Annotated in this window: 18 protein-coding genes; 10 read left to right on the forward strand and 8 right to left on the reverse strand. The window is 70.9% G+C overall.

Translation table 11 applies throughout. From position 1 onward, the window contains the following. Positions 1-139 precede the first annotated feature (139 nt). The 3 genes from OH809_RS25910 to OH809_RS25920 all read left to right on the forward strand — a co-directional run bounded on the left by OH809_RS25910 (position 140) and on the right by OH809_RS25920 (position 4,825). Positions 140-1,117, forward strand: coding sequence for an SMI1/KNR4 family protein (locus tag OH809_RS25910; protein ID WP_406420262.1), 978 nt, complete (start codon positions 140-142; stop codon positions 1,115-1,117). 5 nt (positions 1,118-1,122) lie between these two features. Further along, complete coding sequence (locus OH809_RS25915; protein WP_406420261.1) at positions 1,123-3,750, forward strand: SUKH-4 family immunity protein; 2,628 nt, start codon at positions 1,123-1,125, stop codon at positions 3,748-3,750. 181 nt (positions 3,751-3,931) lie between these two features. Continuing rightward, positions 3,932-4,825: a cellulose-binding protein gene (locus OH809_RS25920; RefSeq protein ID WP_406420260.1), complete on the forward strand. Its 894-nt coding sequence runs from the start codon at positions 3,932-3,934 to the stop codon at positions 4,823-4,825. A gap of 22 nt (positions 4,826-4,847) precedes the next feature. On the opposite strand, the gene OH809_RS25925 is transcribed toward OH809_RS25920, so the two are convergent. After that, the gene (locus OH809_RS25925) at positions 4,848-5,942 is read right to left on the reverse strand and encodes a hypothetical protein (protein ID WP_406420259.1); all 1,095 of its coding nucleotides are present in this window, start codon (positions 5,940-5,942) and stop codon (positions 4,848-4,850) included. A 604-nt stretch (positions 5,943-6,546) separates the two neighbouring features. Here OH809_RS25925 and OH809_RS25930 point away from each other — a divergent pair. Continuing rightward, positions 6,547-7,095, forward strand: a complete 549-nt coding sequence (locus OH809_RS25930; protein WP_406420258.1) for a GNAT family N-acetyltransferase — start codon at positions 6,547-6,549, stop codon at positions 7,093-7,095. A 165-nt stretch (positions 7,096-7,260) separates the two neighbouring features. Here the strand turns inward: OH809_RS25930 and OH809_RS25935 are convergent, their stop codons facing one another. The 3 genes from OH809_RS25935 to OH809_RS25945 form a co-directional block, all read right to left on the reverse strand. Further along, on the reverse strand, positions 7,261-8,874 hold the full coding sequence (locus OH809_RS25935; RefSeq protein ID WP_406420257.1) for a cation acetate symporter: 1,614 nt from the start codon (positions 8,872-8,874) through the stop codon (positions 7,261-7,263). Beyond that, complete coding sequence (locus tag OH809_RS25940) at positions 8,871-9,290, reverse strand: DUF485 domain-containing protein (RefSeq protein ID WP_406420256.1); 420 nt, start codon at positions 9,288-9,290, stop codon at positions 8,871-8,873. The genes OH809_RS25935 and OH809_RS25940 overlap by 4 nt, the downstream gene beginning before the upstream one ends. Positions 9,291-9,505: 215 nt before the next feature. Then, a complete protein-coding gene (locus OH809_RS25945; RefSeq protein ID WP_406420255.1) occupies positions 9,506-11,122 on the reverse strand; it encodes an MFS transporter in 1,617 nt (538 codons plus the stop codon). Between the two features lie 773 nt (positions 11,123-11,895). Between OH809_RS25945 and OH809_RS25950 the strand changes: the two genes are divergently transcribed. The 3 genes from OH809_RS25950 to mfd all read left to right on the forward strand — a co-directional run bounded on the left by OH809_RS25950 (position 11,896) and on the right by mfd (position 19,101). Continuing rightward, positions 11,896-12,684 carry an ABC transporter ATP-binding protein gene (locus tag OH809_RS25950; protein ID WP_359110125.1) on the forward strand — a complete coding sequence of 263 codons (789 nt, stop codon included), beginning with the start codon at positions 11,896-11,898 and terminating at the stop codon, positions 12,682-12,684. Next, positions 12,681-15,266, forward strand: coding sequence for an ABC transporter permease (locus tag OH809_RS25955; RefSeq protein WP_406420254.1), 2,586 nt, complete (start codon positions 12,681-12,683; stop codon positions 15,264-15,266). The genes OH809_RS25950 and OH809_RS25955 overlap by 4 nt, the downstream gene beginning before the upstream one ends. 304 nt (positions 15,267-15,570) lie before the next feature. Then, on the forward strand, positions 15,571-19,101 hold the full coding sequence (mfd, locus tag OH809_RS25960; RefSeq protein ID WP_406515685.1) for a transcription-repair coupling factor: 3,531 nt from the start codon (positions 15,571-15,573) through the stop codon (positions 19,099-19,101). Between the two features lie 199 nt (positions 19,102-19,300). Here mfd and OH809_RS25965 read toward each other — a convergent pair whose 3' ends face one another. Continuing rightward, on the reverse strand, positions 19,301-19,900 hold the full coding sequence (locus OH809_RS25965; RefSeq protein ID WP_406515686.1) for a cysteine hydrolase family protein: 600 nt from the start codon (positions 19,898-19,900) through the stop codon (positions 19,301-19,303). Between the two features lie 107 nt (positions 19,901-20,007). Continuing rightward, a complete protein-coding gene (locus OH809_RS25970; RefSeq protein WP_406515687.1) occupies positions 20,008-21,243 on the reverse strand; it encodes an MFS transporter in 1,236 nt (411 codons plus the stop codon). A gap of 139 nt (positions 21,244-21,382) precedes the next feature. Here OH809_RS25970 and OH809_RS25975 point away from each other — a divergent pair, with 139 nt between their 5' ends. From OH809_RS25975 to OH809_RS25985, 3 genes are all read left to right on the forward strand, one after another. Beyond that, positions 21,383-22,318: a LysR family transcriptional regulator gene (locus OH809_RS25975; protein ID WP_406420250.1), complete on the forward strand. Its 936-nt coding sequence runs from the start codon at positions 21,383-21,385 to the stop codon at positions 22,316-22,318. Positions 22,319-22,484: 166 nt separating this feature from the next. Then, positions 22,485-23,231, forward strand: coding sequence for an HNH endonuclease family protein (locus tag OH809_RS25980; RefSeq protein WP_406516280.1), 747 nt, complete (start codon positions 22,485-22,487; stop codon positions 23,229-23,231). Between the two features lie 159 nt (positions 23,232-23,390). After that, the gene (locus OH809_RS25985) at positions 23,391-24,137 is read left to right on the forward strand and encodes a GNAT family N-acetyltransferase (RefSeq protein WP_406515688.1); all 747 of its coding nucleotides are present in this window, start codon (positions 23,391-23,393) and stop codon (positions 24,135-24,137) included. A 41-nt stretch (positions 24,138-24,178) separates the two neighbouring features. Here the strand turns inward: OH809_RS25985 and OH809_RS25990 are convergent, their stop codons facing one another. Both OH809_RS25990 and OH809_RS25995 read right to left on the reverse strand, forming a co-directional pair. After that, complete coding sequence (locus OH809_RS25990; RefSeq protein ID WP_406515689.1) at positions 24,179-24,910, reverse strand: hypothetical protein; 732 nt, start codon at positions 24,908-24,910, stop codon at positions 24,179-24,181. A gap of 88 nt (positions 24,911-24,998) precedes the next feature. Further along, complete coding sequence (locus tag OH809_RS25995) at positions 24,999-25,832, reverse strand: DUF4190 domain-containing protein (protein WP_406420247.1); 834 nt, start codon at positions 25,830-25,832, stop codon at positions 24,999-25,001. Between the last annotated feature and the right edge of the window lie 114 nt (positions 25,833-25,946).

Here is a 25,946-nt window from a genome sequence, read left to right on the forward strand (position 1 = left end):
TTCGTGACCGAACGGAGGGGAAGGCGGAAGAGAAGCGGAGGGGCGAGACCCCCTGTAGCGCCACCGCATAGGCTGTGCCTGGACCGCCCCCGTGGGCAGGTCGGTCCTCACCAGACAGACGCAGCAGGGGGCAACCGCCATGACGACAGGTCGGCTCGGGCAGCAAGCCGCGCCACCGAACGCGGCCTACGCCGGGCAGGTCGTGCACTTCCCGGACCCGGTCCGGGCGTCCCGCCACCCCAGAGGTGTGCGCGTGGACGAGAACGGCTGCCCGGTCTTCGCGCCGTACGCGCGCGCCGCCGCCGAGATCGCCGAGCCCCCACAGGGCTTCGGCGTCGATGAGCTGCGGCTCACCGACTACGTCTCGGCCAACGCGGCGCTGGCGGCGAGCGGCCACGAACTGTGGGACACGATTCCGGCGGTCGCCACCCCGCACGGCTGGACCTGGCACCACGTGCCGGGCGGCCGGCGGATGGAGCTCGTCCCGGTCGAGGTCAAGGCACTGCTCCGGCACCACGGTGGTCTCGCGACCACCCCGGTCGACCAGAACAAGCGGGGCACGCGTCCGCTGCAGGAGACCCGGCCCGCGCACTTCCGGCTCCCGAAGGGCGCGGTCGCGGTCAGCGAGCAGCAGATCCAGGGCGTCGAGGAGGACCTCGGCTACCGGCTGCCGGGCGCGTACCGCTCGTTCCTGAAGGCGGCCGGCGGCTCGGCCCCGGTCGGTGCGGCGCTCGACGCGGAGCTCGGTCTCCTGGTCGATCAGCCGTTCTTCACGGTGCGCGAAGAGGCTGCGGTGAACGACCTGGTGTACGTCAACAAGTGTCTGCGTGACCACCTCACCAAGGACTACCTGGGCGTCGGCTTCGTGCAGGGCGGCATCCTCGCGGTGAAGGTCCGGGGCAACGGCGTCGGCTCGGTCTGGTTCTGCGCGTACGACGATGCCCGGGACCAGGACGGCTGGAGCGTGCAGGAGCGCGTGGACCGGCTGCTGCTGCCCTGCGGTGCGGACTTCGACGCCTTCCTGCAGCGACTGGCGGGCAACCCGCCGGAGCTGGAGACCGTGGCGAACCTGATGGTGGACGGCGGCTTCGCGCGGGCCGTCCCGGTGGAGGGGTGAGCGCAATGGTGACCTTTGCGCAGGCGCAGGAGCGCGCGGACGAGTGGGTCAACGGAGACGTGCCCGCGTACCAGCACCGCGAGGTGCGGGTCCGCGAGTTCGAGCTGGGCTTCGTGGTGTGGGCCGAGGACCGCGCGGACGGCCCCGTCTCGGACGGCGGCCGGCAGCGGCTGGTGATCGCCCGCGACAGCGGCGAGGTGACGCTCTGGCCCGGACTGCCGGTAGGCGAGGTGATCCGGCGGTACGAGGAGGAGTACGGCGCGGTCGCCGCGGTCCCGCCCCCGGCGGCGGCGCCGGAGCGCGTCGACCTGAACCAGACGTCATTCCTGCTGAGTCCGCCGGAGTGGCTCCAGGAAGCGGCGGACAAGCTCGGGATCCCGGACCGGCGGGCGGAGCGCGACGGGAACCCTCCCCCCGCGCCTTCCCCTTCTTCTGTACCTGCCGCTCTCTCCTCTCCTTCTGTTCCTGGGCAGCCGGCCCCTTCCGGGACGCCGTCCGGCGGGCCGTCGTGGCAGGGCGCAGGCGCGCAGGACGAGCACGAGCCCACTGCCCCCGACGGCGTTCCGGCCTCCTCGCCGAGCGTGCCCACCGGGGCCACCCCGTGGGCCGGGACCGACACCAACGCGGACTCCGACGACCGGGCGGTCGCGCTGCCGGCCACCGTGTTCGCGCCGCCGCTCTCGGGGGCCGATGACGACGACACCCCGCCGCCGGTGGTCTCCGCGGAAGCGCCGACCGCGCTGATGTCGGGCGGCAGCCGGCTGCCCCGGACGGCGATCGTCCCCGGCCTGAACCCACAGGGTTCGGGTGCGCCCGGTCCCGGCGCCCCCGTGCCGGGTGCCCCCGGGGCTCCCGGGAGTGGTGACATAGCCGACGCCGCCACCAGTAAGGCCACGATGCCGCCGCGCGGTGCGCGCGGTGGCGGGTCGACCACTCCGCCGCCGCCCGGCCCACCCGGCACGCCGGGCGCCAGGCCGGGTGCGCCCGTGCCGCCGCCCTCGGGTCCGGGCGTGCCCGGCGCCCCGGCGGGCGGGTATCTGCCGACGCAGCTCGTCTCGCAGGTCGGCCCGCCCGGTGCACCTCAGCCCCCCGGGCCTCCTGGACAGCACACACCTCCCGGACCTCCTGGACAGCCCGGACCTCCCGCACCTCCCGGACCTCCCGGACCTCCTGGGTCGACGCCGCCGCCCGGTGGCGGCTTCGACCACGCGGCGACCATGCTCGCCGACCCGGGCATGGGTGGCCCGAGCGCGCCCAGGCCCCCTGGCCCGCCCGGTGCCCCCGGTGTCCCGCAGCCTCCCGGTCCGCCCGGACCTCCCGGATCCACCCCGCCCCCGCCCGGTGGCGGAGTGCATCAGGCAGCGACGATGTTCGCCGACCCGGGCATGGGTGGCCCGAGCGCGCCCAGGCCCCCCGGCCCGCCCGGTGCCCCCGGTGTCCCGCAGCCCCCCGCCCCGCCCGGACCTCCCGGGTCGACTCCGCCGCCGCCCGGTGGCGGCGCGCACCATGCCGCCACGATGCTCGCGGGACCTGCCCAGGTCGGCCCCCCCGGTCCGCCCGGGGCCCCCGGCATGCCGCCGGGGGGCGCCCCCGGTCCCGTGCCGCCGAATCCGCACACCCCGCCGCCCCCGGCGTACGGCTACCCGCAGGCGCCGACGGGGCAGCCGACCGTCGGCCCCGGCTACCAGGCCGTGCTGCGCTTCCGTGCGCCCGACGGCAGCGAGCAGCAGCTGATCCGCCGCTCGGCGCCCGGCACCCCGCACCCCGAGTGGCAGATGCTGCACGAGCTGCGGGCCATGAACGTGCCGCCGCAGCAGGTCATCGAGCTCCACACCGAGCTGGAGTCCTGCGAGCTGCCAGGTGGCTACTGCGCGCGGATGATCCGGGAGACCTGGCCGCAGGTGCGGATCACCAGCGTCGCCCCGTACGGCACCGATCACGCCAGCCGCCAGCAGGGCATGCAGCATCTGCTCACCCACCAGGGCGAGCTGCACCAGGTCGCGGACGGTCCGGCGCGCCCGGCGCCGGTGCGGGCCCCGCTGCCGCAGATGCCCCCCGCGGTACCGATCCCGCCCGAGGCCATCGCGGAGGAGCTGCTGCATGCCTTCGGGCCGCAGGGCGTGCTCCGTTTCGACCAGCGCGCGGTGTCCCGCCAGGGCGTGCCCGAGATCGTGGCGCGGACCCTGGTGTGGGCGGGGCTGCCCGCCGACTTCGGGCCGTTCTTCTGGGCGCAGCCCGGTCACCCGGTGGTGCCGACACTGGCCGAACTGGCCGTGCAGCGGCAGGTTCAGCCGGCCACCGACGCGGGGTCGTACCTCGTCATGGGGTCCGACTTCGGACGGGCGATCTGTGTCCAGTACGGCACGGCGAACATCGTGGCCGTGCCGGTGGAGGCGGGTCCCGGCGGGCAGCCGGTGCCGCAGTTCGTGAACACCGGCCTGCCGGAGTTCACGCGCTCGATGGCGCTCCTCGGCCGGATGTGGCGGCTCCGCTTCGGCCTCAACCCGGAGCAGGCGGGCCGCTGGACGGTCGACTTCCAGGCGCAGCTGGTGGCACTGGACCCGGCGGCGCTCGCGTCGCCGGAGAGCTGGTGGTCGGTGCTGCTGGAGCAGATGTGGGACGGCCTGATCTGATCCGACCCGACCCGCCGAGCACGAGGCGCCCGGACCCCGCCAGGGGATCCGGGCGCTCTGTTGTATGTGACACCTGTCGCTTCCCTCCGGGAAACCACCGAATGGATTCGGACTTCTCTGTCAATTGCCGCATCCTTGACGTATTGCTTGGTGGTCGGAGAGTCGGAGAGAGGCTTCAAGGATGAGTGCTGCACCGGTGTCCGCGTACGGCTTCGTCGTGGTGCGAGGACGTGGCTACCGCCCGGAGCAGGTGGACGGAAGAGCGGCCGATCTGTCGGCGGAGCGGGACGCGGCGTGGGAGAGAGTGTCCCGGCTGACCGCGCTGGCGCAGGAGCTGGAGGCCGAGTCGGCGCGGCTGACCGAGGTCGTCGCCACGCTCGCCCCGCAGACGTACGCCTCGCTCGGCGAGCGGGCCCAGGAGATCCTGGCGCTCGCCGACGCGGAGGCGCAGACCGTACGCAGCACTGCGCAGGAGGAGGGGCAGGCGCTGCGGGACGCGGCGGACGCGACGGCACGCACGTTCCGCGACTCCGCCCGCGCGGACTCCGACGCCCTCCGGTCGGCAGCCGCGGCCCACGCCGACGAGACGGTGGCCGCCGCGCAGCGGAGCGCCGACTCCACGCTCGCCGCCGCCCGCAAGGAAGCCGAAGAGGCGCGCGACCAGGCGGAGGCCGCGATGGCGGAGACCCGCAGCCGTACCGCGAGCGTGCTGGCCAATCAGGAGCACGAGCACACCGAGCGGTGGAAGACCGCCGAACATGAACTGGCGGATGCCGAAGCGGCCCAGGCCGCGCGGCACGACGAGCTGATCGACCGGGCGGAGGCCCGGCTGGCCGAGGCGCGCCGGACCCTGGCGGAGACCGAGGAGACGGCGCGGCACGGCCAGGAGGACGCCGAGGCGCAGGCCGCCGAGCTGATCGCGGCGGCCAGGGTGCGCGAGGAGCGGGTGGTCCGGGAGACCGAGCGGATCCTGCGGGAGCACGAGGAGGGCCGCGAGGAGGTGCAGGCGCACATGGCGCACGTACGGAACTCGCTCGCGGCGCTCACCGGGCGTGTGGCACCTGCGGCGAACTGATCCGCATGCCTCCGGAGGCGGTTCAGGCGGCCTGCCTGTCCTTCGCGCCGCGCAGTGCCGCGCGCATGGTGCCGATGGACTCGGCTCTCGTGCTCTCGTCAATGTCGGGTGAGCCGTCGCAGTCGCGGCACTCGCGGCAACTGCCGGGCCGGGCGGCGCGGAAGGCGCGCTCGCAGCCGCCCTCACAGGTCTGCCAGGGCAGGGCATTCGGCCGGTCCGGCGGTGTGGCCGGATGGGACGTGGCGGGTACGGCGATGGGCTGTTCTCCGAGCCGGTAGGCCAGGATGCGGGACGGGCGGGCCCGGAGCGGGTCGGGGAGATCAAGGGTGAGCGCCCGGGTGATCTCCTCGGCGCCCACGCCCCGTGCGAGCCACTCGGTGACGGCAGGGGCGAGTTCGGCCACTTCGCGCCGGGACAGGATCAGCCTCGGGTTGACGATACGCAGCGAGGCGAGGATGACGACGGCTTGCGGATCGGCATCGTCGAGAGAGAGCGGGGGAGGGGCAACGGCACTGTCCGGGGCGGCAGTTCCGCATCCGGCCTCGACGCTCTCAGGAGCGCTGGACGCGGCAGCGGCGGCGGTGCTTGCCCCGGACTCAGGGGCAGACCCATCCCCAGGGGCGGTTGCGGGGGCGGCTTGGGCGTCGCCCGTGGACGCGGATCCGGCTTCGGCGTCCGTGGCGGGCGTGCCCGCCACGGACGGCGCGGGCATCTCCTCCGCCGTCGAAGGCTTTCGGGGACGTGGCGGCGGGGTGGGCCGGTCTCCCTGGCCGGGCACGTCGTAGAAGTATGTCCGGGTGTGGATCAGGCCGTTGGCCCCGCGCACGCGGCGGCGTTCCAGATAGCCGGCGCCCTCCAGCTCCCGGAGCGCCCGCGAGATCAGGATCTCGCCCTCGGTGAAGTGCGCACACAGTGCGGCGACGCTCACGCGGGCGCCGTCCGGCAATGAGAGGATGTACGCGGCGACGCCGACCGTGACCGCGCTTCCGGGGCGCTGCGCAAGGGCGTTGGCGATCACGGTGAAGTGGGCGGTGAGGCGCGTGCGTACATGGATCACGCCGGAGGTCGGAGCTCCGGCTTCGGCGCGCGGGCGCGCGTTAGACTGCGAATCAGCCATCGGGAAGGGACTACTTCCTGGTTGGTCAGGCCCTCGATCGGGATTGCCGTCCCGGCCGGGGGCCGTCTTCATCTGTGAGGTTGTCGCGGCGAACGTAACCGGCCCCGCCCCGCATATGCAACCAAGTCACCCGTGCGGGTGACGAGTTGGGAGGGGAGGGAGGGTAGGTGGTTCTTTCCCCAAGTCCTTTGGGGAGGTCCGTGACTCACCGGCCCCTCGGAGACGAGCCCCCGGTGACACCGAAGCACCGCTCCCGACCGGGCCCCGGCCGGTCCGGACACGGTGGCCTGGTGGGACTCGGCACGGCGGCATGGGCTGTTCCTCGTCGGCCCTTGCCAGCCGGTGGGGCTCGGTTCCTCGCGCTCCCGTCGGGAAGACCGTGTGGGTGGAGTGTCACGCTTCACCAACTGATGCTGTGCGGAAATGAGTTGCTGATAACTGGGGTTACCAGTCGATTCATGGCTTCGTAGCACTTCGCATCCCTAGGTGATCAATTCCAAGGGGTTCACTGCGGCCGCGGCAGCGAGTGACGTAGGTATGCCGAGGGCATCCGCGCATTCGCTGCCAGCCTTGAGTGATTGCTGCGATCGATTAAGGTTGCGCAATGTTCGAAGGGAAGTTGGTAAGGCTGCGTGCGCTGGACTCCGAAGACGCGGAGCATCATCTTCGGTGGCGCAACGACCCGGAGGTGGTGCGCTGGGCCGCGGCCGGTGACCCGTGTTTCGGCCCGGTCACGGCGGAGGCGATCGGGCTCGGCTTCGACACCATGCTGCGTCTGAGCCCGAGGGAGTCGGCCGTGTTCACGGTCGAGGATCTGGCAGGCGGAAGGGTGATAGGTATGGCCGACTACCGGGACCTGGACCCGTACGCCGGAGTGGCCACGCTGGGAGTCACCATCGGCGAGCGGGAGTTCTGGGGTTGCGGCCATGGCAGTGACGCGCTGCGGCTGCTCGTCGGCCACCTGTTCGGCGCGTACTGCCTGAGTCGCCTGGAGCTGGACACCTGGAGCGGCAACGAGCGCGCCGTGCGCGCCTTCACCAGGCTGGGCTTCCGTGAAGAAGGCCGCCGCCGGTCGGCGGTACTGGTGGAGGGGGAACGCTACGACCGCGTGCTCTTCGGGATGCTTCGCAAGGAGTGGGCGAACCCCGCGTGACGCCGTAGATGATCCCCAGGGGGCATGTGCGGAGGTGAGAACGAGGGCGTCCAAGATCGTTGTGTGACGAACAACCTGGACACCCTCGCGACAGCACTCCATGTGACAACCGACGACCTGCTGAAGGAGCGTCAGGATGTGGCGCCGTGGCGGCCGCGGCGTTGGTCAGCGGCGCCCCGTCGCCGGCGGCGCGCCCGCGAGGATCCACGGCTCCTCCACCTCGTACCGTCGGCGCGCCTCGGCGGAGGTCCGCCGGGGCAGCACCGTGCCCAGCCAGCCCGCCAGGAATCCGGCCGGGATCGAGACGAGGCCGGTCGTGGTGAACGGGAACCAGTTGAAGTCGTGCCCGGGGAAGACCGACCCGGGCGACCCCGAGACCAGATTGGTGCCGGTGATCAGCACCAGCACGGCGACGGTGCCGCCGATGAGGGTGCAGAGCAGTCCGGTTCGGGTGAAGCGACGCCAGAACATGCTGTAGACGAGCGCCGGGGCGAGCGCCGACGCTCCGACGCAGAAGGAGAGCGTCACCAGCGCCTGGAGGTTCCAGTGCCGGGCCGCCACGGCGAGGACGATGGCGAGCAGCCCGACGCCGACCGCCGCGGCCTGCGCGGCGCCCATCTCGGTCCGGTCCGCGACCTGCTGCCTGCTCCCGTCACGCATCCCGTGGACGAACAGGTCGTGGGCCAGCGAGTTCGCACAGGCCAGGATCATTCCGGCGACCGAGGCGAGCAGGGTCAGGAAGATCGCCGTCGTCATCGCCGTGAGCACCAGTGCACCGATCTTCCCGCTGCCCGCGACCACACCGCTGACCTGGAGCACCGAACCGTTGCCCTGTGCCCCGGCGGCGACGATGAGGTCGTGGCCGACCAGCGCGGCCGCACCGAAACCGATCACGGTGAGCAGCAGTGAGATCCCGACGACCACGGAGACCGCCCAGGACATCGAGCGGCGGACGGCCCGCGCGCTGCGGGCGCCCGTCATCCGCATGGTGACGTGCGGCAGTGCGGCGGCGCCGAGCACCAGGGTCAGTTCGGAGCTGACCATGTCGAGGCCGCTGCCGCCGAACTGGAGCCCCGACTGAAGATAGGCGGCCCCGGCACCGCTGCCCCGCTGGGCGGACGCGAGCAGCGCGGCGACGGACCAGTCGAAGTGGTTCATGACCAGTGCGGAGATGGTGAGACAGGCGACGACGAGAAAGACCGTCTTGACGATCTGGATCAGGGCGGTCCCCTTCATCCCGCCGATCGCCGCGTAACTGATCATCATGATCCCGAGCGCGATGATCGAACCGGTACGGAAGCCGGAACTGTCGAATCCCAGGATGAAGGCCATCAGATCGCCGCTGCCGGCGAGCTGAACGACCATCAGTGGCAGCAGGGCGGCGAGGGTGACGCCGCAGGTGGTGATCCGGATCGCGCGGCCGGGGGCGCGGCGGGCGAACACGTCGCCCATGGTGAACCGGCCGGCGTTGCGCAGCGGTTCGGCGAGCAGGAACATCAGAAGGACGAGTGAGAGCGAGGTGCTCAGGCCCACCACGAGCCCGTCGTAGCCGGTGAGGGCGACGAGTCCGCTGGCGCCGAAGACGGTCGCCGCGGAGAGGTAGTCCCCCGCGATGGCGAGGCCGTTGCGGACGGGGGAGAGCGAGTGGTAGCCGGTGTAGAACTCGGCGAGGTCGTCGTGGTCGGGGCCGGTCATCACACAGAACAGCAGAGTGACGGAGGCGACCGCGATGAACGCCACGAGGGACATCGCCTGCGCCGACTCGTCGATCCCGTTCATCGGGCCGCTCCTGTTCTACGGAGTGCGGCGGCGAGCGGGTCGACCGTGCGCCGTGCGGTCCGCTCGTACAGGGCGATCGCGAGCAGGGTCACCGGGAGCTGGCACAGACCGAGCGCCAGGCCGACGTTGAGTCCGCCGGCGACCGGACGGGACATCAGCCCGGGCGCGAAGCCGGACAGCACCAGGAAGAGCGTGAAGTAGCCGAGCGCGGTCAGGGTCGCGACCCGCCGCAGCGCCCGGTACGCGGTGCGCAGCCGGCGCAGATCGCTGTGCCGTCCGGGAGCGGGCATGGGCGTGCGTACCGGCGTCGGACGGCGGGGTGGGGGCGCGGGCGGTGAACTCTGCCAGGGGAGAAGGAGATCGGGGTCGTACGGGGGTCGGCGCGACGGTTCGACGTGCGGGGGCTCGTACGACATCTGGGTGCTGCTCCTTGCATGGCTCGGGTCCCGGGGCGGACTGCAAGGGAGAGCGCGTGAGCGCTGCTGGGAGCGGGAACACTACTCGCCGGTAGGGCGATGGGGGAGTGGTTGGCCTGAACTGCCCTACGTGAAAAAGAAGTTGGCTAAGACCGACCGGCAATTGGGGGGCGGCGTCACGGGGCCGGGGCACGCACCCCCAATTGCCGGTCGGTCTAATTCTGTGGTGCTTCGGTGTTGCTTCCAGGGCTGGTTGCGGAGCCGGCTCCGGCGTCCTCGGTGAGGATCGGGAAGCGGCGCGGCGTCACGAAGACCAGCACCAGCAGCGCCACCGTCGCGGCCACCGCGGCCCCGACGTACACCTGGTCGACAGCGGCGTCGACGGCCCGCCGCAGATAGTCCGTCGCGGCGGCGGAGAGCGCGCCCGGGGCGTCCAGTGCCTGCGAGATCGCGTCCAGGTCGCCCGGCAGCCCGGGGACGGGCGCGTCGGCGAGCCGAGAGGCGAGGACCCCGTTGGCGACGGCGCCGAAGAGCGCGGCGCCCAGACTCTGGCCGACCTGGCGGCAGAACAGTACGGAAGCCGTCGTCGTACCGCGTTCGGACCAGCCGACCGTCGACTGGACCCCGACGATCAACGGCAGTTGGAACAGCCCCAGCGCCGCGCCCAGCAGCAGCATGATCAGGGCCGGCTGCCAGGGCTCGCCGGGGTACGGCAGCAGCGGGAACGAGAGCAGGATCAACAGGGCGCAGCCCATGCCGATGATCGCCGTGCGGCGGAAGCCGATGCGGTTGTAGACCCGGTTGGAGAGGGCCGCCGACACCGGCCAGCTCAGCGTCATCACGGAGAGCACGAAACCGGCGGCGATCGGGCCGAGGCCGAGCACCGACTGGGCGTACGTCGGCAGGAAGACCGTCGGGGCGACCATCAGCAGCCCCATCGCGCCCAGGGCCAGATTGACCGAGGCGATGGTCCGCCGACGCCACACCCAGCCCGGGATGATCGGGTCGGCGGCGCGCCGCTCGATGACGACGGTCAGCACGGCGAGGACCGCGCTCGCGGCCAGCAGGCCGAGCGACGGCGCGGAGAGCCAGGGCCAGGCGACCCCGCCCTGGACGAGCGCGGTCAGCAGCAGCGCGCCGGTCGCGAAGACGGCGAGGGCGCCCGCCCAGTCGATCCGTGGCCGGGGCGCACCGGCTCCGCGGGCGCGGGACGGCTCGTGGAGGTGGCGCACGACCAGCCAGAGCGCGAGCGCCCCGACCGGCAGATTGATCAGGAAGATCCATCGCCAGTCGGCGTACCCGGCGAGCAGCCCGCCGATCACCGGTCCGGCGACGGCGGACGTGGCCCAGACGGTGGACAACTTGGCCTGGATCCGGGGGCGTTCCTTGAGCGGATAGAGGTCGGCGGCGACCGTCTGCACCGTGCCCTGCAGCGCCCCGCCGCCGAGTCCCTGGACGACCCGGAAGGCGATGAGCGCGGCCATGTTCCAGGCGGCGGCGCAGAGGACCGAGCCGACCAGGAAGAAGATGATGCCGACGATCAGGACCGGTTTGCGGCCGAACGTGTCGGAGAGCTTCCCGTAGACCGGCAGAGTGACGGTGACGGCCAGCAGATAGCCGGAGAAGAGCCAGGAGAAGACGGCGAAGCCGCCGAGATCGCCGACGATCTGCGGGACGGCGGTGGAGACGATGGTGCCGTCGACGGCCGCCAGCGTCATGCAGAGCATCAGCGCGGCCACGACGGGGCCGCGGCCCCGGGGCGCGGACGGGGAGGGGACGGGGTCCACTCCGGACCCCGATTTCGCTTCGGTGTCGCCGTCCGAGCCGCTCATAAAGATCCCTTCCCCATGCACCTATCTTTCGGTGACACTGTCTCACCCGCTGCCGGGCAGGGCCCCGGGACCGGTCGGCGGCCACCCGGGGGTTCACAACTGCTGGGCAAGCACATCGTTTTGGCGAACGTGGACACGATGGGGTGAGCGGTGTGACGAGCTGCGGGTATGCCCGGCGGGGTGTGCGTAGCGTTCTCGGTGCGATCTGGGACGCCGGGTGTGGCGTCAGCAGTCGGGGCCCCGTGTCACCAGCGAGATGGTTCGGGGCCTCCCCGTCGCCTCTGGCCACACCCATATGGCCAGGTCGTAGGGATTCCGCCCGCCCGGGACGGACCGCATACGGGATATGCGTCGCCGACCGGGACGCGAAAGCGGAGGACCAGTGCGCCCAAGACCGTTCGGGGCGTACCGGTGAGCCGGGACTCACTCCTGCTCACTGCCCAGGAACGGTGGAGCCCCTGAGATCCGGCTCCACCCGGGGGCTGAGACCCCTAGGGGTAGCTCCTTACTTCTGCCCAGGGGCGGTTCCTCCCGGCGGAGGACGTGGGGCCGGGGGCCCGTTCCTTAACGTGTTCCTACAGCGCGAATGCGGGTGACCGCAGGGGGCGGGGTGGGGAAAACCCCACCTCAAGACTGCGCTGGGCACCAGCGCGCCGGACCACGTCCGGACACGAGACTTGAGTACGTACACAGCGCCGTCCGTTCAGGGGGCGGCGCCCATCTCGACGCGACGTCCTGACCGAGGACGTCTTCACCGACTTAGGAGAATCACCGTGACAACGGCTGTAACCATTCCCAGGCACGGGGGCACTGGAGGGCGTACGGCCGTCGCTGCGCGGGCGCGGCAGGTCGTCAAGGCGTACGGCGCCGGGGAGACCCGGGTCGTCGCGCTCGACCATGTCGATGTGGACATCGCCCGCGGGCAGTTCACCGCGATCATGGGCCCGTCCGGTTCCGGCAAGTCGACCCTGATGCACTGCCTGGCCGGACTGGACACCGTGAGCTCGGGCGAGATCTACCTCGACGAAACCGAGATCACCCAGCTCAAGGACAAGAAGCTCACTCAACTCCGCCGGGACCGGATCGGCTTCATCTTCCAGGCGTTCAACCTGCTCCCGACGCTCAACGCGCTGGAGAACATCACGCTGCCGATGGACATCGCGGGCCGCAAGCCCGACGCCGGCTGGCTGCGCCAGGTCGTGGAGACGGTCGGTCTCGCCGAGCGGCTGAAGCACCGGCCCACCGAGCTCTCCGGCGGCCAGCAGCAGCGCGTCGCGGTCGCCAGGGCGCTCGCCGCCCGGCCGGAGATCATCTTCGGTGACGAGCCCACCGGGAACCTGGACTCGCGGGCCGGCGCCGAGGTGCTGAGCTTCCTGCGCAAGTCCGTCGACGAGCTGGGACAGACCATCGTCATGGTCACCCACGATCCGGTGGCCGCCTCCTACGCGGACCGGGTGCTGTATCTCGCGGACGGACGCATCGTCGACGAGATGCACAACCCGACGGCCGACCAGGTCCTCGACCGCATGAAGGACTTCGACGCGCGCGGGCGGACGTCATGACCATCTGGAAGACCTCGGTGCGCAACTTCCTTGCGCACAAGGGGAGGATGGCGCTCTCCGCCGTCGCGGTCCTGCTGTCGGTGGCGTTCGTGTGCGGCACGCTCGTCTTCACCGACACGATGAACACGACGTTCGACAAGCTCTTCGCCGCCACCTCCGCCGACGTCACCGTCAGCCCCAGGACCGCGCAGGGCGCCGACGAACTGCCGGAGAACGGCAAGCCCGTTTCGCTACCCGCCGCCGCCGTCGAGCAGGCCGGGAAGGCGGACGGGGTGAAGACCGCCGAGGGCGCGGTCACCAGCATGTCCGTCACCGTCGTCGACAGCCACAACAAGAACATGGGCTCCTCGTCCGGCGCCCCGACGATCGCGGGCAACTGGACGCAGAACGACCTGCGTTCCATGGAGATCACCTCCGGTCACGCACCGCGCGGTCCGACCGAGGTCATGGTCGACGCCGACACCGCGGACAAGCACCACCTGAAGATCGGTGACGAGCTGCGCACCATCGCCGTCACCGGCGACATCAGGGCGAGGATCAGCGGTATCGCCTCCTTCAAGGTCACCAACCCGGGCGCGGCCGTCGTCTACCTCGACACCGCCACCGCGCAGGTCAAGCTGCTCGGCAAGCCCGATGTCTTCACCCACATCTCCGTCACCGCCGAGCCCGGTGTCACTGATACGCAGTTGAAGAAGAACGTCGCCACCGCCCTCGGTGACAGCGCCGCGTACAAGCTCCAGACCCAGCAGGAGGCCGCGGACGCCAACAAGGACTCCATGGGCTCCTTCCTCGACGTGATGAAGTACGCGATGCTCGGCTTCGCCGGGATCGCCTTCCTCGTCGGTATCTTCCTCATCGTCAACACCTTCTCGATGCTGGTGGCCCAGCGCACCCGTGAGATCGGCCTGATGCGGGCCATCGGCTCCAGCCGCAAGCAGGTCAACCGGTCGGTCCTGATCGAGGCGTTGTTCCTCGGCGTCGTCGGTTCCATCCTCGGCGTCGGCGCCGGAATCGGTGTGGCGGTCGGACTGATGAAGCTCATGAACTCCATGGGCATGAACCTGTCCACCGAGGACCTCACAATCGCCTGGACGACTCCGGTGCTCGGCCTGGCGCTCGGCGTCATCGTCACCGTCGTCGCCGCGTACGTCCCGGCCCGCCGGGCCGGGAAGATCTCCCCGATGGCCGCCCTGCGCGACGCCGGCACGCCGACGGACGGCCGCGCCGGCCGGGTACGGGCCCTGATCGGTCTGGTCCTCACGGCCGCCGGTGGGGCCGCCCTGTACACCGCAGCGCAGGCCGACAAGGCGAGCGACGGATCGCTCTTCCTCGGTGCCGGTGTGGTCTTCACCCTGATCGGCTTCATCGTGATCGGCCCGCTGCTGGCCGGCTTCGTGGTCCGGGTGCTCAGCACGGTGGTGCTGCGGATGTTCGGCCCGGTCGGGCGGATGGCGGAGCGCAACGCGCTGCGCAACCCGCGGCGTACCGGAGCGACCGGAGCGGCCCTGATGATCGGCCTCGCGCTGGTCGCCTGCCTCTCCGTCGTCGGCTCGTCGATGGTCGCCTCGGCGACCGAGGAGCTCGACAAGTCGGTCGGCGCGGACTTCATCGTCCAGCCGAGCGGCAACCCGCCCCAGCCGATCGTGCCGCAGGCCGCGAAGGCCCTGGAGGCCGTCCCGGGTATCGAACACATCACCGACTACAAGTCGGTCGGTGCCAAGCTGACCGCCCCCGACGGCGCGGTCGAGGACGAGGGTGTCGTCGCCGCGGACCCGACGTACCAGGACGACCTGCGCCGCGAGACGGTCTCCGGGAACCTGGCCGACGCCTACGGCAAGGACGCCATGTCGGTCGGCGACGCGTACGCCACCCGGCACAAGATCAAGGTCGGCGATCGGATCACCGTCGCGTTCAAGGACGGCGAGACGGCGAAGCTGAAGGTCGCCGCGATCACATCGGACGACACGAACGTCGACAAGGGCGCGATGTACACCAACATCACGACCGCCGAGAAGTACGTCCCCGCCGACAAGATGCCGAAGAACATGATCATGTTCGCCACGGCGCAGGACGGCAAGGAGAAGGAGACGTACGCCGCCCTCAAGGACGCCCTCGTCGCCTACCCGCAGTACACCGTGCAGAACCAGGCCGACTTCAAGCAGGACCTCAAGGACCAGATCGGCCAGCTGCTGAACATCGTCTACGGCCTGCTGGCGCTCGCGATCATCGTCGCGGTGCTCGGTGTGGTGAACACCCTGGCCCTGTCGGTGGTCGAGCGGACCCGGGAGATCGGCCTGATGCGCGCCATCGGCCTCTCCCGCCGCCAGCTGCGCCGCATGATCCGCCTGGAGTCGGTGGTCATCGCCCTCTTCGGTGCCCTGCTCGGCCTCGGCCTGGGCATGGGCTGGGGCACGGCCGCGCAGAAGCTGCTGGCCCTGGAAGGCCTCGGCGTGCTGGAGATTCCGTGGCCGACGATCCTCACGGTCTTCGTCGGCTCGGCCTTCGTCGGCCTGTTCGCGGCCCTGGTCCCGGCGTTCCGGGCGGGCCGGATGAACGTGCTGAACGCGATCGCCACCGAATAGTAGTGCGCTGGTCCACGTAGGATGACGCGTCCGGCCCCGGGGTGTTCCAAGCACCCCGGGGTCGGGTGCGTTGCGGGTGCGGCGGCGCGCTGTCTTGCCGGGAGAAAAAAATGTTCACCCAGGTGAAGGCGGACGTGCCGGCGGCGCCGCAATCCGGCCGCCCGAGCCGGATTGCGGGCGCGGCTGTCGGAGGGGAGTCGTACGCTGGAGCCCCCGGCCCGTGATACGTGTCGGGCCCTTCGCGTTGCCCCCTGGCAGCAGCCGGCTGCCGGAATCTCCCTCGTTACCCGGACGGAAGCCCTTCATGAGCCTGCACGGTCTGCTGGATGTCGTCGTACGTGACCCGGCGCTCGCCGAAGCGGTGAAGGCCGCCACCGACGGTCACCGGATGCATGTGGACCTCGTCGGCCCGGCGGCCGCCCGGCCCTTCGCCGTGGCCGCACTGGCCCGCGAGGCCGGGCGGACCGTGCTCGCCGTGACCGCGACCGGGCGGGAGGCCGAGGACCTGGCCGCCGCCCTGCGGACGCTGCTGCCCCCGGACACCATCGCCGAGTTCCCGTCCTGGGAGACCCTGCCGCACGAGCGGCTCTCGCCGCGTTCGGACACGGTCGGCCGCCGCCTCGCCGTATTGCGCCGCCTCGCGCACCCGAGGGCCGACGACCCGGAGACCGGGCCGGTCAGTGTGATCGTCGCGCCGGTGCGTTCCGTGCTCCAGCCGCAGGTCAAGGGGCTCGGGGACCTGGAGCCCGTGGCGCTGCGCATCGGTCAGAGCGCCGATCTCGGCGAGACCGTGGAGGCGCTCGCGGCGGCCGCGTACTCCCGGGTCGAACTGGTGGAGAAGCGCGGCGAGTTCGCCGTCCGCGGTGGCATTCTGGACGTCTTTCCGCCGACCGAGGAGCACCCCCTCCGGGTGGAGTTCTGGGGCGACGACGTCGAGGAGATCCGGTACTTCAAGATCGCCGACCAGCGGTCACTGGAGATCGCCGAGCACGGCCTCTGGGCGCCGCCCTGCCGCGAGCTCCTGCTCACCGACCAGGTGCGCGAACGGGCCGCCGCCCTCGCCGAACAGCACCCGGAGCTGGGCGAGCTGCTCGGCAAGATCGCCGAGGGGATCGCGGTGGAGGGCATGGAGTCCCTCGCCCCGGTCCTCGTCGACGACATGGAGCTGCTGCTCGACGTGTTGCCGAAGGGCTCGATGGCGCTGGTCTGCGACCCGGAGCGGGTCCGCACCAGGGCTGCGGACCTGGTCGCCACCAGCCAGGAGTTCCTCCAGGCGTCATGGGCGGCGACCGCCGGTGGTGGCGAGGCGCCGATCGATGTCGGCGCCGCCTCCTTGCGGGGCATCGCGGACGTCCGCGACCGGGCCCGGGAGCTGGACATGATGTGGTGGTCCGTCTCCCCGTTCGCCGCCGACGCCGAGCTCGACGAAGACACCCTGAAGCTCACGATGCACGCCCCGGAGTCGTACCGCGGCGACACCGCCCGTGCGCTCGCCGACACCAAGGGCTGGCTCGCCGACGGCTGGCGCACGGTGTACGTCACCGAGGGGCAGGGGCTCGCCACCCGTACCGTCGAGGTGCTCGGCGGCGAAGGCATCCCGGCCCGCCTCGATCCGGACCTGGCGGAGATCTCGCCGTCCGTCGTCCATGTGTCGTGCGGCGCGATCGACTACGGCTTCGTCGACCCGGCGCTGAAACTCGCCGTACTCACCGAGACGGACCTGACCGGTCAGCGCACCGCGACCAAGGACCTGGGCCGGATGCCGGCCCGCCGCCGCAAGACCATCGACCCGCTGACGCTGGAGACGGGCGACTACATCGTCCACGAGCAGCACGGCGTCGGCCGCTACATCGAGATGGTGCAGCGCACGGTGCAGGGCGCCACCCGCGAGTACCTCCTCGTCGAGTACGCCCCCGCCAAGCGCGGCCAGCCCGGCGACCGCCTCTACATCCCGACCGACCAGCTGGAGCAGGTCACCAAGTACGTCGGCGGCGAGGCGCCCACCCTGCACCGGCTCGGCGGCGCCGACTGGACGAAGACCAAGGCGCGCGCCAAGAAGGCCGTCAAGGAAATCGCCGCCGACCTGATCAAGCTGTACTCGGCGCGGATGGCGGCGCCCGGCCATGTCTTCGGCCCCGACACCCCGTGGCAGCGCGAGCTGGAGGACGCCTTCCCGTACGCGGAGACGCCGGACCAGCTCACCACGATCGCCGAGGTCAAGGAGGACATGGAGAAGTCCGTCCCGATGGACCGGCTGATCTGCGGCGATGTCGGCTACGGCAAGACGGAGATCGCGGTGCGCGCCGCATTCAAGGCGGTCCAGGACGGCAAGCAGGTCGCCGTCCTCGTCCCCACCACGCTCCTCGTCCAGCAGCACCACGGCACGTTCACCGAGCGCTACTCCCAATTCCCGGTCAACGTGAGGGCGCTGAGCCGCTTCCAGTCCGACACCGAGTCGAAGGCGACTCTGGAGGGGCTGCGCGAGGGCTCCGTCGATCTGGTCATCGGCACGCACCGCCTGTTCTCGTCCGAGACGAAGTTCAAGGACCTGGGCCTGGTCATCGTCGACGAGGAGCAGCGCTTCGGCGTCGAGCACAAGGAGCAGCTGAAGAAGCTCCGGGCCAACGTCGACGTCCTCACCATGTCCGCGACGCCGATCCCCCGTACGCTCGAGATGGCCGTCACCGGCATCCGTGAGATGTCGACGATCACCACACCACCCGAGGAGCGCCACCCGGTCCTGACCTTCGTCGGCCCGTACGAGGAGAAGCAGATCGGCGCGGCCATCCGCCGTGAACTGCTGCGTGAGGGGCAGGCGTTCTACATCCACAACCGTGTCGAGTCCATCGACCGAGCGGCCGCGCGCCTGCGCGAGATCGTCCCCGAGGCGCGGATCGCGACCGCCCACGGCCAGATGTCGGAACAGGCACTGGAACAGGTGGTCGTGGACTTCTGGGAGAAGAAGTTCGACGTCCTGGTCTCCACGACGATCGTCGAGTCCGGCATCGACATCTCCAACGCCAACACGCTGATCGTGGAGCGCGGCGACAACTTCGGCCTCTCCCAGCTCCACCAGCTGCGCGGCCGCGTCGGCCGTGGCCGCGAGCGCGGTTACGCGTACTTCCTGTACCCGCCGGAGAAGCCGCTCACCGAGACGGCCCACGAGCGCCTGGCCACGATCGCCCAGCACACCGAGATGGGCGCGGGCATGTACGTGGCGATGAAGGACCTCGAGATCCGCGGCGCCGGAAACCTCCTGGGCGGCGAACAGTCCGGCCATATCGCGGGCGTCGGCTTCGACCTGTACGTACGCATGGTCGGCGAGGCCGTCGCCGACTACCGGGCCTCGCTCGAAGGCGGCGTCGAGGAGGAGCCGCCGCTGGAGGTCAAGATCGAGCTCCCGGTCGACGCACACGTTCCGCACGACTACGCCCCCGGCGAGCGGCTGCGCCTCCAGGCGTACCGCGCGATCGCGTCCGCCACCACGGAGGACGACATCAAGGCGGTCCGCGAGGAACTCACCGACCGCTACGGCAAGCTCCCGGAGCCGGTCGAGAACCTCCTCCTGGTCGCGGGCCTGCGCATGCTGGCCCGTGCCTGCGGCGTCGGCGACATCGTGCTCCAGGGACCGAACATCCGGTTCGCCCCGGTGGAACTGCGCGAGTCGCAGGAGCTGCGCCTGAAGCGCCTCTACCCGAAGACGGTGATCAAGCCGGCTCTCCACCAGATCCTGGTCCCGCGCCCGACCACCGGCAAGATCGGCGGCAAGCCGGTCGTCGGCCGTGAACTCCTCGCCTGGACCGGGGAGTTCCTCACGACGATTCTGGGGTCCTGAACAATGGCCCGGTGAGCGACCGGAACACGGGGTTTGAGGAACATCCATGTCAGATGGCGCGGCCTCGATCGGCGTCCAGCTGACGAGCGTGCGCTATTTGGACCGGTTCATGCCAGACCCGCGTCGAGCGCCGACCGGCGCGCAGCCGCCACACCAGGTGGGTGCGGCGGCCGTGGGTGGGATCGGCGCGTGGTTCGAGTCAGTCGGCCCGGAGCAGGGCGTGCAGCTCGGCGGTGTCGACGATGTGGGCCCGTGAGGGGAAAACGTGATGGAGCAGCACGTTGTGGACTTCGGCGTCCGGGTCGGCGACGCCGTCGGACAGGACATAGAGCTGGTAGTCGCGGTCGGCCGCGTCCATGACGGTGGACAGGACGGCGCCGCTGGTACTGATGCCGGAGACGACCAGAGTGGTGATGCCGCGCTCGCGCAGTTGCTGGTCGAGGTCGGTGGTGGACATGCCGCCGTAGCGGATCTTGCGCACGATGATGTCGCCGTCCTGGGGAGTCAGGCGATCGTGGATGGCAGTGGCAGGGTCCTCGTGGTGCATGACGCGGTGTTGGGCCAGCGGGGCGAAGGACTTGTTGCTGGCCGGGATCGCGTCCCAGTCGGCCTCGGTGAAGCCGACGCGTACGTAGGCGATGGTGCCGCCGTTGGCGCGAACGTCGGCGATGGCCCCTTCCATGCGGCCGAGCAGGGCCTCGCGGTCCCCGCCTTCGGGCAGCGCGGCCAGGATCGCGGGCTGGTAGTCCATGACGAGAAGAGCGGTGTGCGCGGGGTCGAGGGCGGGGGCAGTGCTCACGCGAGTGATCTCCTTGTTGGTGGTGTGCCTGGTCGACGCGGACGCGCATCGGCGGACCGGCTGCAGCCTGGGCGCTTCAGCGGCGAATCGCGGTGTGTAATGAGTGGCTACGTAGCCGGTTCCGGCTCGTGCTGCGGCGTGTGGTCGCGTCGGGGAAGCAGGAGCGGGGTGGTCAGGATGAGCAGTCCCGCGACCGTGAGAGCGGTGCGTGGGCTGGTGACGTCGGCGAGCAGCCCGCCCAGCGCGGTCAAGATGGCGATGGACGCCTGCTGGCCGATTGACCAGGCCGACAGGGTGCGGACGACGAGATGCTTGGGGGTGTGTTCGAGCCGGTAGGTGGCGAGCACCGGGGTGTACAGGCTCATGTTGATGATGATCGCCAGCTCGACGGCCATCACGGTGACGAGGCCGACGACGCCGGGACGGACGAAGGCCAGGCCGATCAGCCAGATGGCGCGCAGGGTACCCACGGTCCGGAAGACCCAGTGCCGGCCGTAGTGGGCCACGACACGGCGGGCCAGCCGGGAGCCGATGAGTCCGCCGAGACAGGGGGCGGCGAAGGCGAGGCCGTACTGCCAGGGCGGGAACCCGAGTTGGCGGAGGAGGAGCACGGCCAGCAGCGGCTCGGTGGCCATGATCAGACCGGAGACGAGCATGTTGTTGAGGTAGAGCGCCCGCAGACCGGGGTGGTGCATGATGTGTCGCCAGCCGTCGAGCAGTGCGCCCGCCCGGACCGGGCTTTTGTCGGTTGGTTGCGGCGCTTCTTCTCGGCCGCGAATCGCTGTGATGCCCAGAGCAGAGAACAGGTAGCTGAGCGCGTCGGCCACCACGGTGGTGACCGGCCCGAACAGGCCGATCGCCGCCCCGCCCAGCGGTGGCCCGACCGCGATGGAACTCCAGTTCGTGGACTCGAATCGCGCGTTGGCCACGAGCAGATCATCCGGCCGGACGAGGGCCTTGAGGTAGGCGCCGCTGGCCGCGTTGAACGCGATCTTGGCCGCGGCGACCACGGCCGAGACCACGAGCAGCTGCACGAAACTGAGCCACCCGAAGGCATAGGCGACCGGGATCGTCGCCATGACCGCAAACCGGGTCAGGTCCATCGCGATCAAGACCGGGCGCTTGCGCTGAAACTCCACCCACGGCGCGAGTGGCACCGCGATCAGCGCGCCCACCGCAGGCCCCACCGCGGACAGCGCGGACACCTCAGCGGAGCTGGCATGCAATACCAGCACGGCGATCAGCGGCAAAGCCCCGAACCCCAGCCCGGAGCCATAAGCGCTCACCGCAAACGCCGCCCACAGCCAGCCGAACTGCCGCCCCAACCGTCTCCTGCCCATCATGCCCAGCACGCCCCCTCGACGTCCCACCCGAACAAACTGACGTTGACCAATGAGAGCTAAGCGAGCAGCGCAACAGCAGGTCAAACAACTGCCCTGCCAGCTATTCACAACCATCCGTTGTTCACTAAGGTGGATCGGCGTGGATCTCGAAGCAGTACGTACCTTCGTCGCCGTCGCGGAGGCGGGCCAGTTCCAGAAAGCCGCCGCCGACCTGTCGATCACCCAGCAGGCTGTCTCCAAGCGCATCGCCGCGCTGGAGCGCAGCCTCGGCGTGCGATTGTTCACCCGCACCGCGCGCGGTGCCGAGCTCACCATCGACGGGCAGGCGTTCCTGCCCCACGCGCATGAGCTGCTGCGCGTCGCCGAGCGCGCGGTCGCGTCCGTGCGCCCCGGCCGCCGTCCGCTGCGCGTCGACGTGATCGCTTCGCGCGGCGCGCAGTCGGGCCTGATGCGCGGCTTCCACCGCGCGTACCCCGAGATCGACCTCGACGTGGTGATGCTGTTCGAGATCGAGACGGCCGTCGCCGCCATCAGGTCCGGTGCGATCGATGCGTCCTTCCGCGCCGTCGCCGCGCCCGGCCAGCCCCTTCCCGAGGACATCGAGTCTGTCCGGGTGCTCGACGAGCCGCTCCAGCTCCTCACCGGCCCCGCCCACGCGCTGGCGGGCGTCCGGTCGGTGCCCCTCACCCAGCTCGTCGGGCACCGGATCTGGATGCCCGGCATCGTCCCCGGTACCGAGTGGGCCGCCTACTACGACGACCTCGTCGCCGAGTTCGGCCTCACCATCGAGGCGACCGGCCCCAACTTCGGCTCCGACGCGCTCCTCGACACCGTCGCCGACACCCCGGCCCTGGCCACCTTCATGGGCGAGCAGACCCGCCTCGTCTGGCCCGCCGGCCACGACCTGCGCCGCATCCCGGTGACCGACCCGGCGCCCGTCTACCCACACTCGCTCCTCTGGCACCGCGACAACCCCCACCCGGCGCTGGCCACACTCCGCGCCCACCTCGCCGCCACAGCGGCCGGCCACGACGCCGCCGGGACCTGGCGGCCGGGCTGGGTGATTCCGCGCTGAACGCCTCCGCGTCTTCGATCATCCAGGCCGGTGTGATTCGGGCCGCATCCGGCTCCTGTGGCGGCCTTGAACGTCCGTCAGCGGGAAGACGTCCGTAGGATCACCGGGTTCGGCTTTCTCCCCGTCAGGACGGTTTCGAGTGATATCTTCCCGCGCGTACCGAGTGATGCTGCCCGCCCTGAGCGCGGCGACCGTGCTGTCCCTGGCGGGCTGCGACCCCGAGGGCGTGACCGCCGAGGGCAGCAGGAGTGGGCGGCAGGGCGGCGGTTCCGCGGGCGGCTTCGGCGCCAGCCCGCTGAACAACCCCGACGGCACGAAGCCGGGCCTCGCACCCCTCACCACCGAGGCGGACCGGGCCGCCGCCCGGAAGGTCATCGAGAAGGTGAGCACCAAGGGGCGCGGACCGAAGACCGGTTACGCGCGAGACGAGTTCGGCTACGCTTGGAAGGACTCGGTCGACGGTGTCCCGCTGTCCCGCAACGGCTGTGACACCCGCAACGACCTGCTGGCCAGGGACGGCAAGGATGTCGAGTTCCGGTCGGGTTCGGACTGTGTGGTCGTCTCGATGACCCTCAAGGATCCGTACACCGGCTCGACCATCGAGTGGCGCAAGCAGCAGGCGACGAAGGTCCAGATCGACCATGTCATGCCGCTGTCGTACGACTGGCAGATGGGCGCCTCCCGCTGGCCCGAGGGCAAGCGGCAGCAGATAGCCAATGACCCCCTCAATCTCATCCCGGTCGACGGCCCGGCCAACAACGCCAAGCGGGACTCGGGCCCGGCGTCCTGGCTGCCGCCGTACAAGCCGGTCCGCTGCTCGTACACGGTGCGGTTCGCGCAGGTGTCGCTGAAGTATGCCCTTCCGGTGACAACGGCCGACAAGCGAGCGATGCTGGCGCAGTGCGGCGGCTGACGGGGCCGGGTGGCTGAGAAGCCGTCGCGGACGAGGCCCCCGGGCGGACGCTCTGCCGGGAGGGCGGGGCGCCGGGTGCAGGTCGGCCGGTCGGCCGCCTCCATGCCGCACCGCAGAATTCGGTGGCCGGCAGGAATACCGACACCTAGCGTGGGGTGGATGGAGCTGACCATCACCACGCTTGCCGCGCGCCCCGAGCTTGCCCGGCCCATGCGCGAGATGCCCGAAACCTGGCCGGAGTTCGTCGTGGAGGATCTCGTCGGGTGGGCGAACTACCCGCGGATGGCTGTCGAGTTCCCGGAGTATGCGCTCGTCGCGACGGACCCGGACGGCACGGTCGTCGCACGGGCCTACAGTGTGCCGTTTGCGCTGAATGCCCCCGGCCGAGGAGAACTGCCCGAGGGCGGCTGGGACCAGGTGCTGCTGTGGGCGTTCTCCGACCTGCGGCGCGGGTCCACGCCGGACACGGTCAGCGCGATCGAGATCTGCGTCGCCAAGGGGTGGCAGGGGAAGGGCATTTCGGGGCGGATGATCGCCGCGATGCGGGAGAACGCCGGGAGGCTCGGGTTCCGGGAGCTCGTCGCTCCGGTGCGGCCGAGCGCCAAGCACCTGGACGCCTCGGCTCCGATGGAGGAGTACGCCCGACGGACCCGGGCGGAGGACGGGCTGCCGTACGACCCGTGGCTGCGCGTCCACGTGCGGGCGGGCGGGGTGATCGAGGCGGTGGCGCCGGTGTCGATGATGGTGTCCGGCTCCCTCGCGCGGTGGCGGTCCTGGACCGGGCTGCCGTTCGACGAGGACGGTCCGGTGGAGGTGCGGGGGGCGCTGGTGCCGGTGCACTGTTCGGTGGCGCACGGGTACGCGGTGTACGTGGAACCCAATGTGTGGGTGCGGCACAGCGTGTGAACACAGTGGGAACCCGCCCGGGCGGGCGGGTTCCTCAGGTGTCAGACGGCCGGTCTCTTCACCGTGAACGGTTTGTCGAACTCGGAGAACTCGACCGTGACCGGGGTTCCGGTGCTGAAGCCCAGCTTCAGGATGTGGGGCCGGCCCTCCGTGGCGACCGCCGCCGTCCATGTCCCCTGGCCCGCCGTGCCGGTGAGGGACAGCACGGGCGTGGAGCCGACCGTGGTCGCCCGGCCCTTGTGGGCGGTGGCGCTGTTCCCGGCCAGGCGGTCGAGGAGCCCTTTCCGGTCGCAGTAGCTCAGGGCCTCCGCGGTGTACCGGTCGGAGGGGCGTGCCTTCACCCAGCGGCCCGTCAGTTTCTTGACCTCGGTGTCCACGGTGGTACGGGACCGGCCCGCGCCCGCGGCCCGCAGCATCGCCTCGTCGGACTGGAGGTAGACCGTGCCGCCGGTTCTGACCAGCTCCATCGTGCCTGCCGCGCCCATGGACAGGGTGACCGTGCACTCCCCCCTGATGTCGGTGGCGACGTACGCCTGGACCGGGGCGCCGTCCGGCGACTTCGTCCCGACGGTGATGCGTACCGCCTTGGCCGCCCGGGTCGCCGCGAGGGCCTTGTTGACGACCTCGGGGCCGCTGAGCCGGGCGAACGGCGCGGGGTCCCGCTGCCGGGCGAACACCGTGCCGCAGGCCGTGAGTCCCAGGGCGGTGACCGCGCAGAGGGACGCCGTCGCGGTACGGAGAGCGGTTGCGGCGATGCCGGCTGGGGGGCGCATGGGCGGGCTCCGTCCTGGGACAGGGAAGGGCGAGGGGAGGGGAGGGGAGGGAAGGGCGAGGGGAGGGGAGGGGAGGGGAGGGGAGGGGTCAGAGCGTGAGGTCCCACTGGGTGGCGTCGTACGTGAAGCCGGGGTTGACCTCGACCGTCAGGTTCTTGGCGTCCACCGGCGCGTCGAAGGCGAACTGGACGGTGACCTTCTTGCCGGGCAGGACCGTGCCGCTGAAGCCCTCGCCGACCTTGCCGTCGAAGATCTGCTCGGCGTCCACGCCGTCCTTGCCGGCCCGCGCCTCGACGTTCACGAGCGCCGCGTCGAACTTCTCCTTGCCCGCGTTCTCGATGACGACCGCGATTCGGTACGCCTTGTTGCCCTTCGTGTGACCGGCGGCGTACGCGTCGGGGGTGTACGAGGTCGCGTCGCCGACCGTGACCGTCACGTCGTCGTCGTACACGGCCGAGTCACCGGCCTCCAGTGCCTTCCCGGCGTCCTTCTTCTTGTCCTTGCCCTCGGCGGTGTCCGTGCCGCCTGCCTGCGGCCGGGCGGAGGCCGTGGTGTCCGACACCGCCTTGTCGAGTTCGTTCACCGCGTCGCCCACCGCCTTGAAGGTGATCACCGCGCCGACCACCGAGAGGATCAGCGCGATCAGGCCGAGGACGGCGCCGAACGTGGCCATGCCCTTGTTGGTGGCCTCGCCGCGCTTGGCGCGGCCCCGGCCGACCAGGCCGAGGATCAGGGCGATGAGGCCGAGGATGCCCGCCAGCCAGAAGAGGAACGGGATCAGGCCCGAGACGGCTCCGATGATGCCGAGGATCAGCGCGGAGATGCCGAGCCCGTTGCGGGCCGGGCGGATGCCGGGCGTCTGGGCCGGGGCGTACGGCTGCTGGGGCTGCGGGGACTGCGGCGGCTGCGTGAACTGGGACATGGCTGTGCCCTCCGGCAAGTGCAGGGATGAGTGGTGAGCGGTTCGTTGCGCCACCTGATGTAGCGACAGGTCAATAACAGCAGAGCTTGTGAACCGAGTCAACATGGTTCACGG

Origin of the sequence: Streptomyces sp. NBC_00873 (assembly GCF_045207415.1) — a bacterium.
GTDB lineage: Bacteria > Actinomycetota > Actinomycetes > Streptomycetales > Streptomycetaceae > Streptomyces.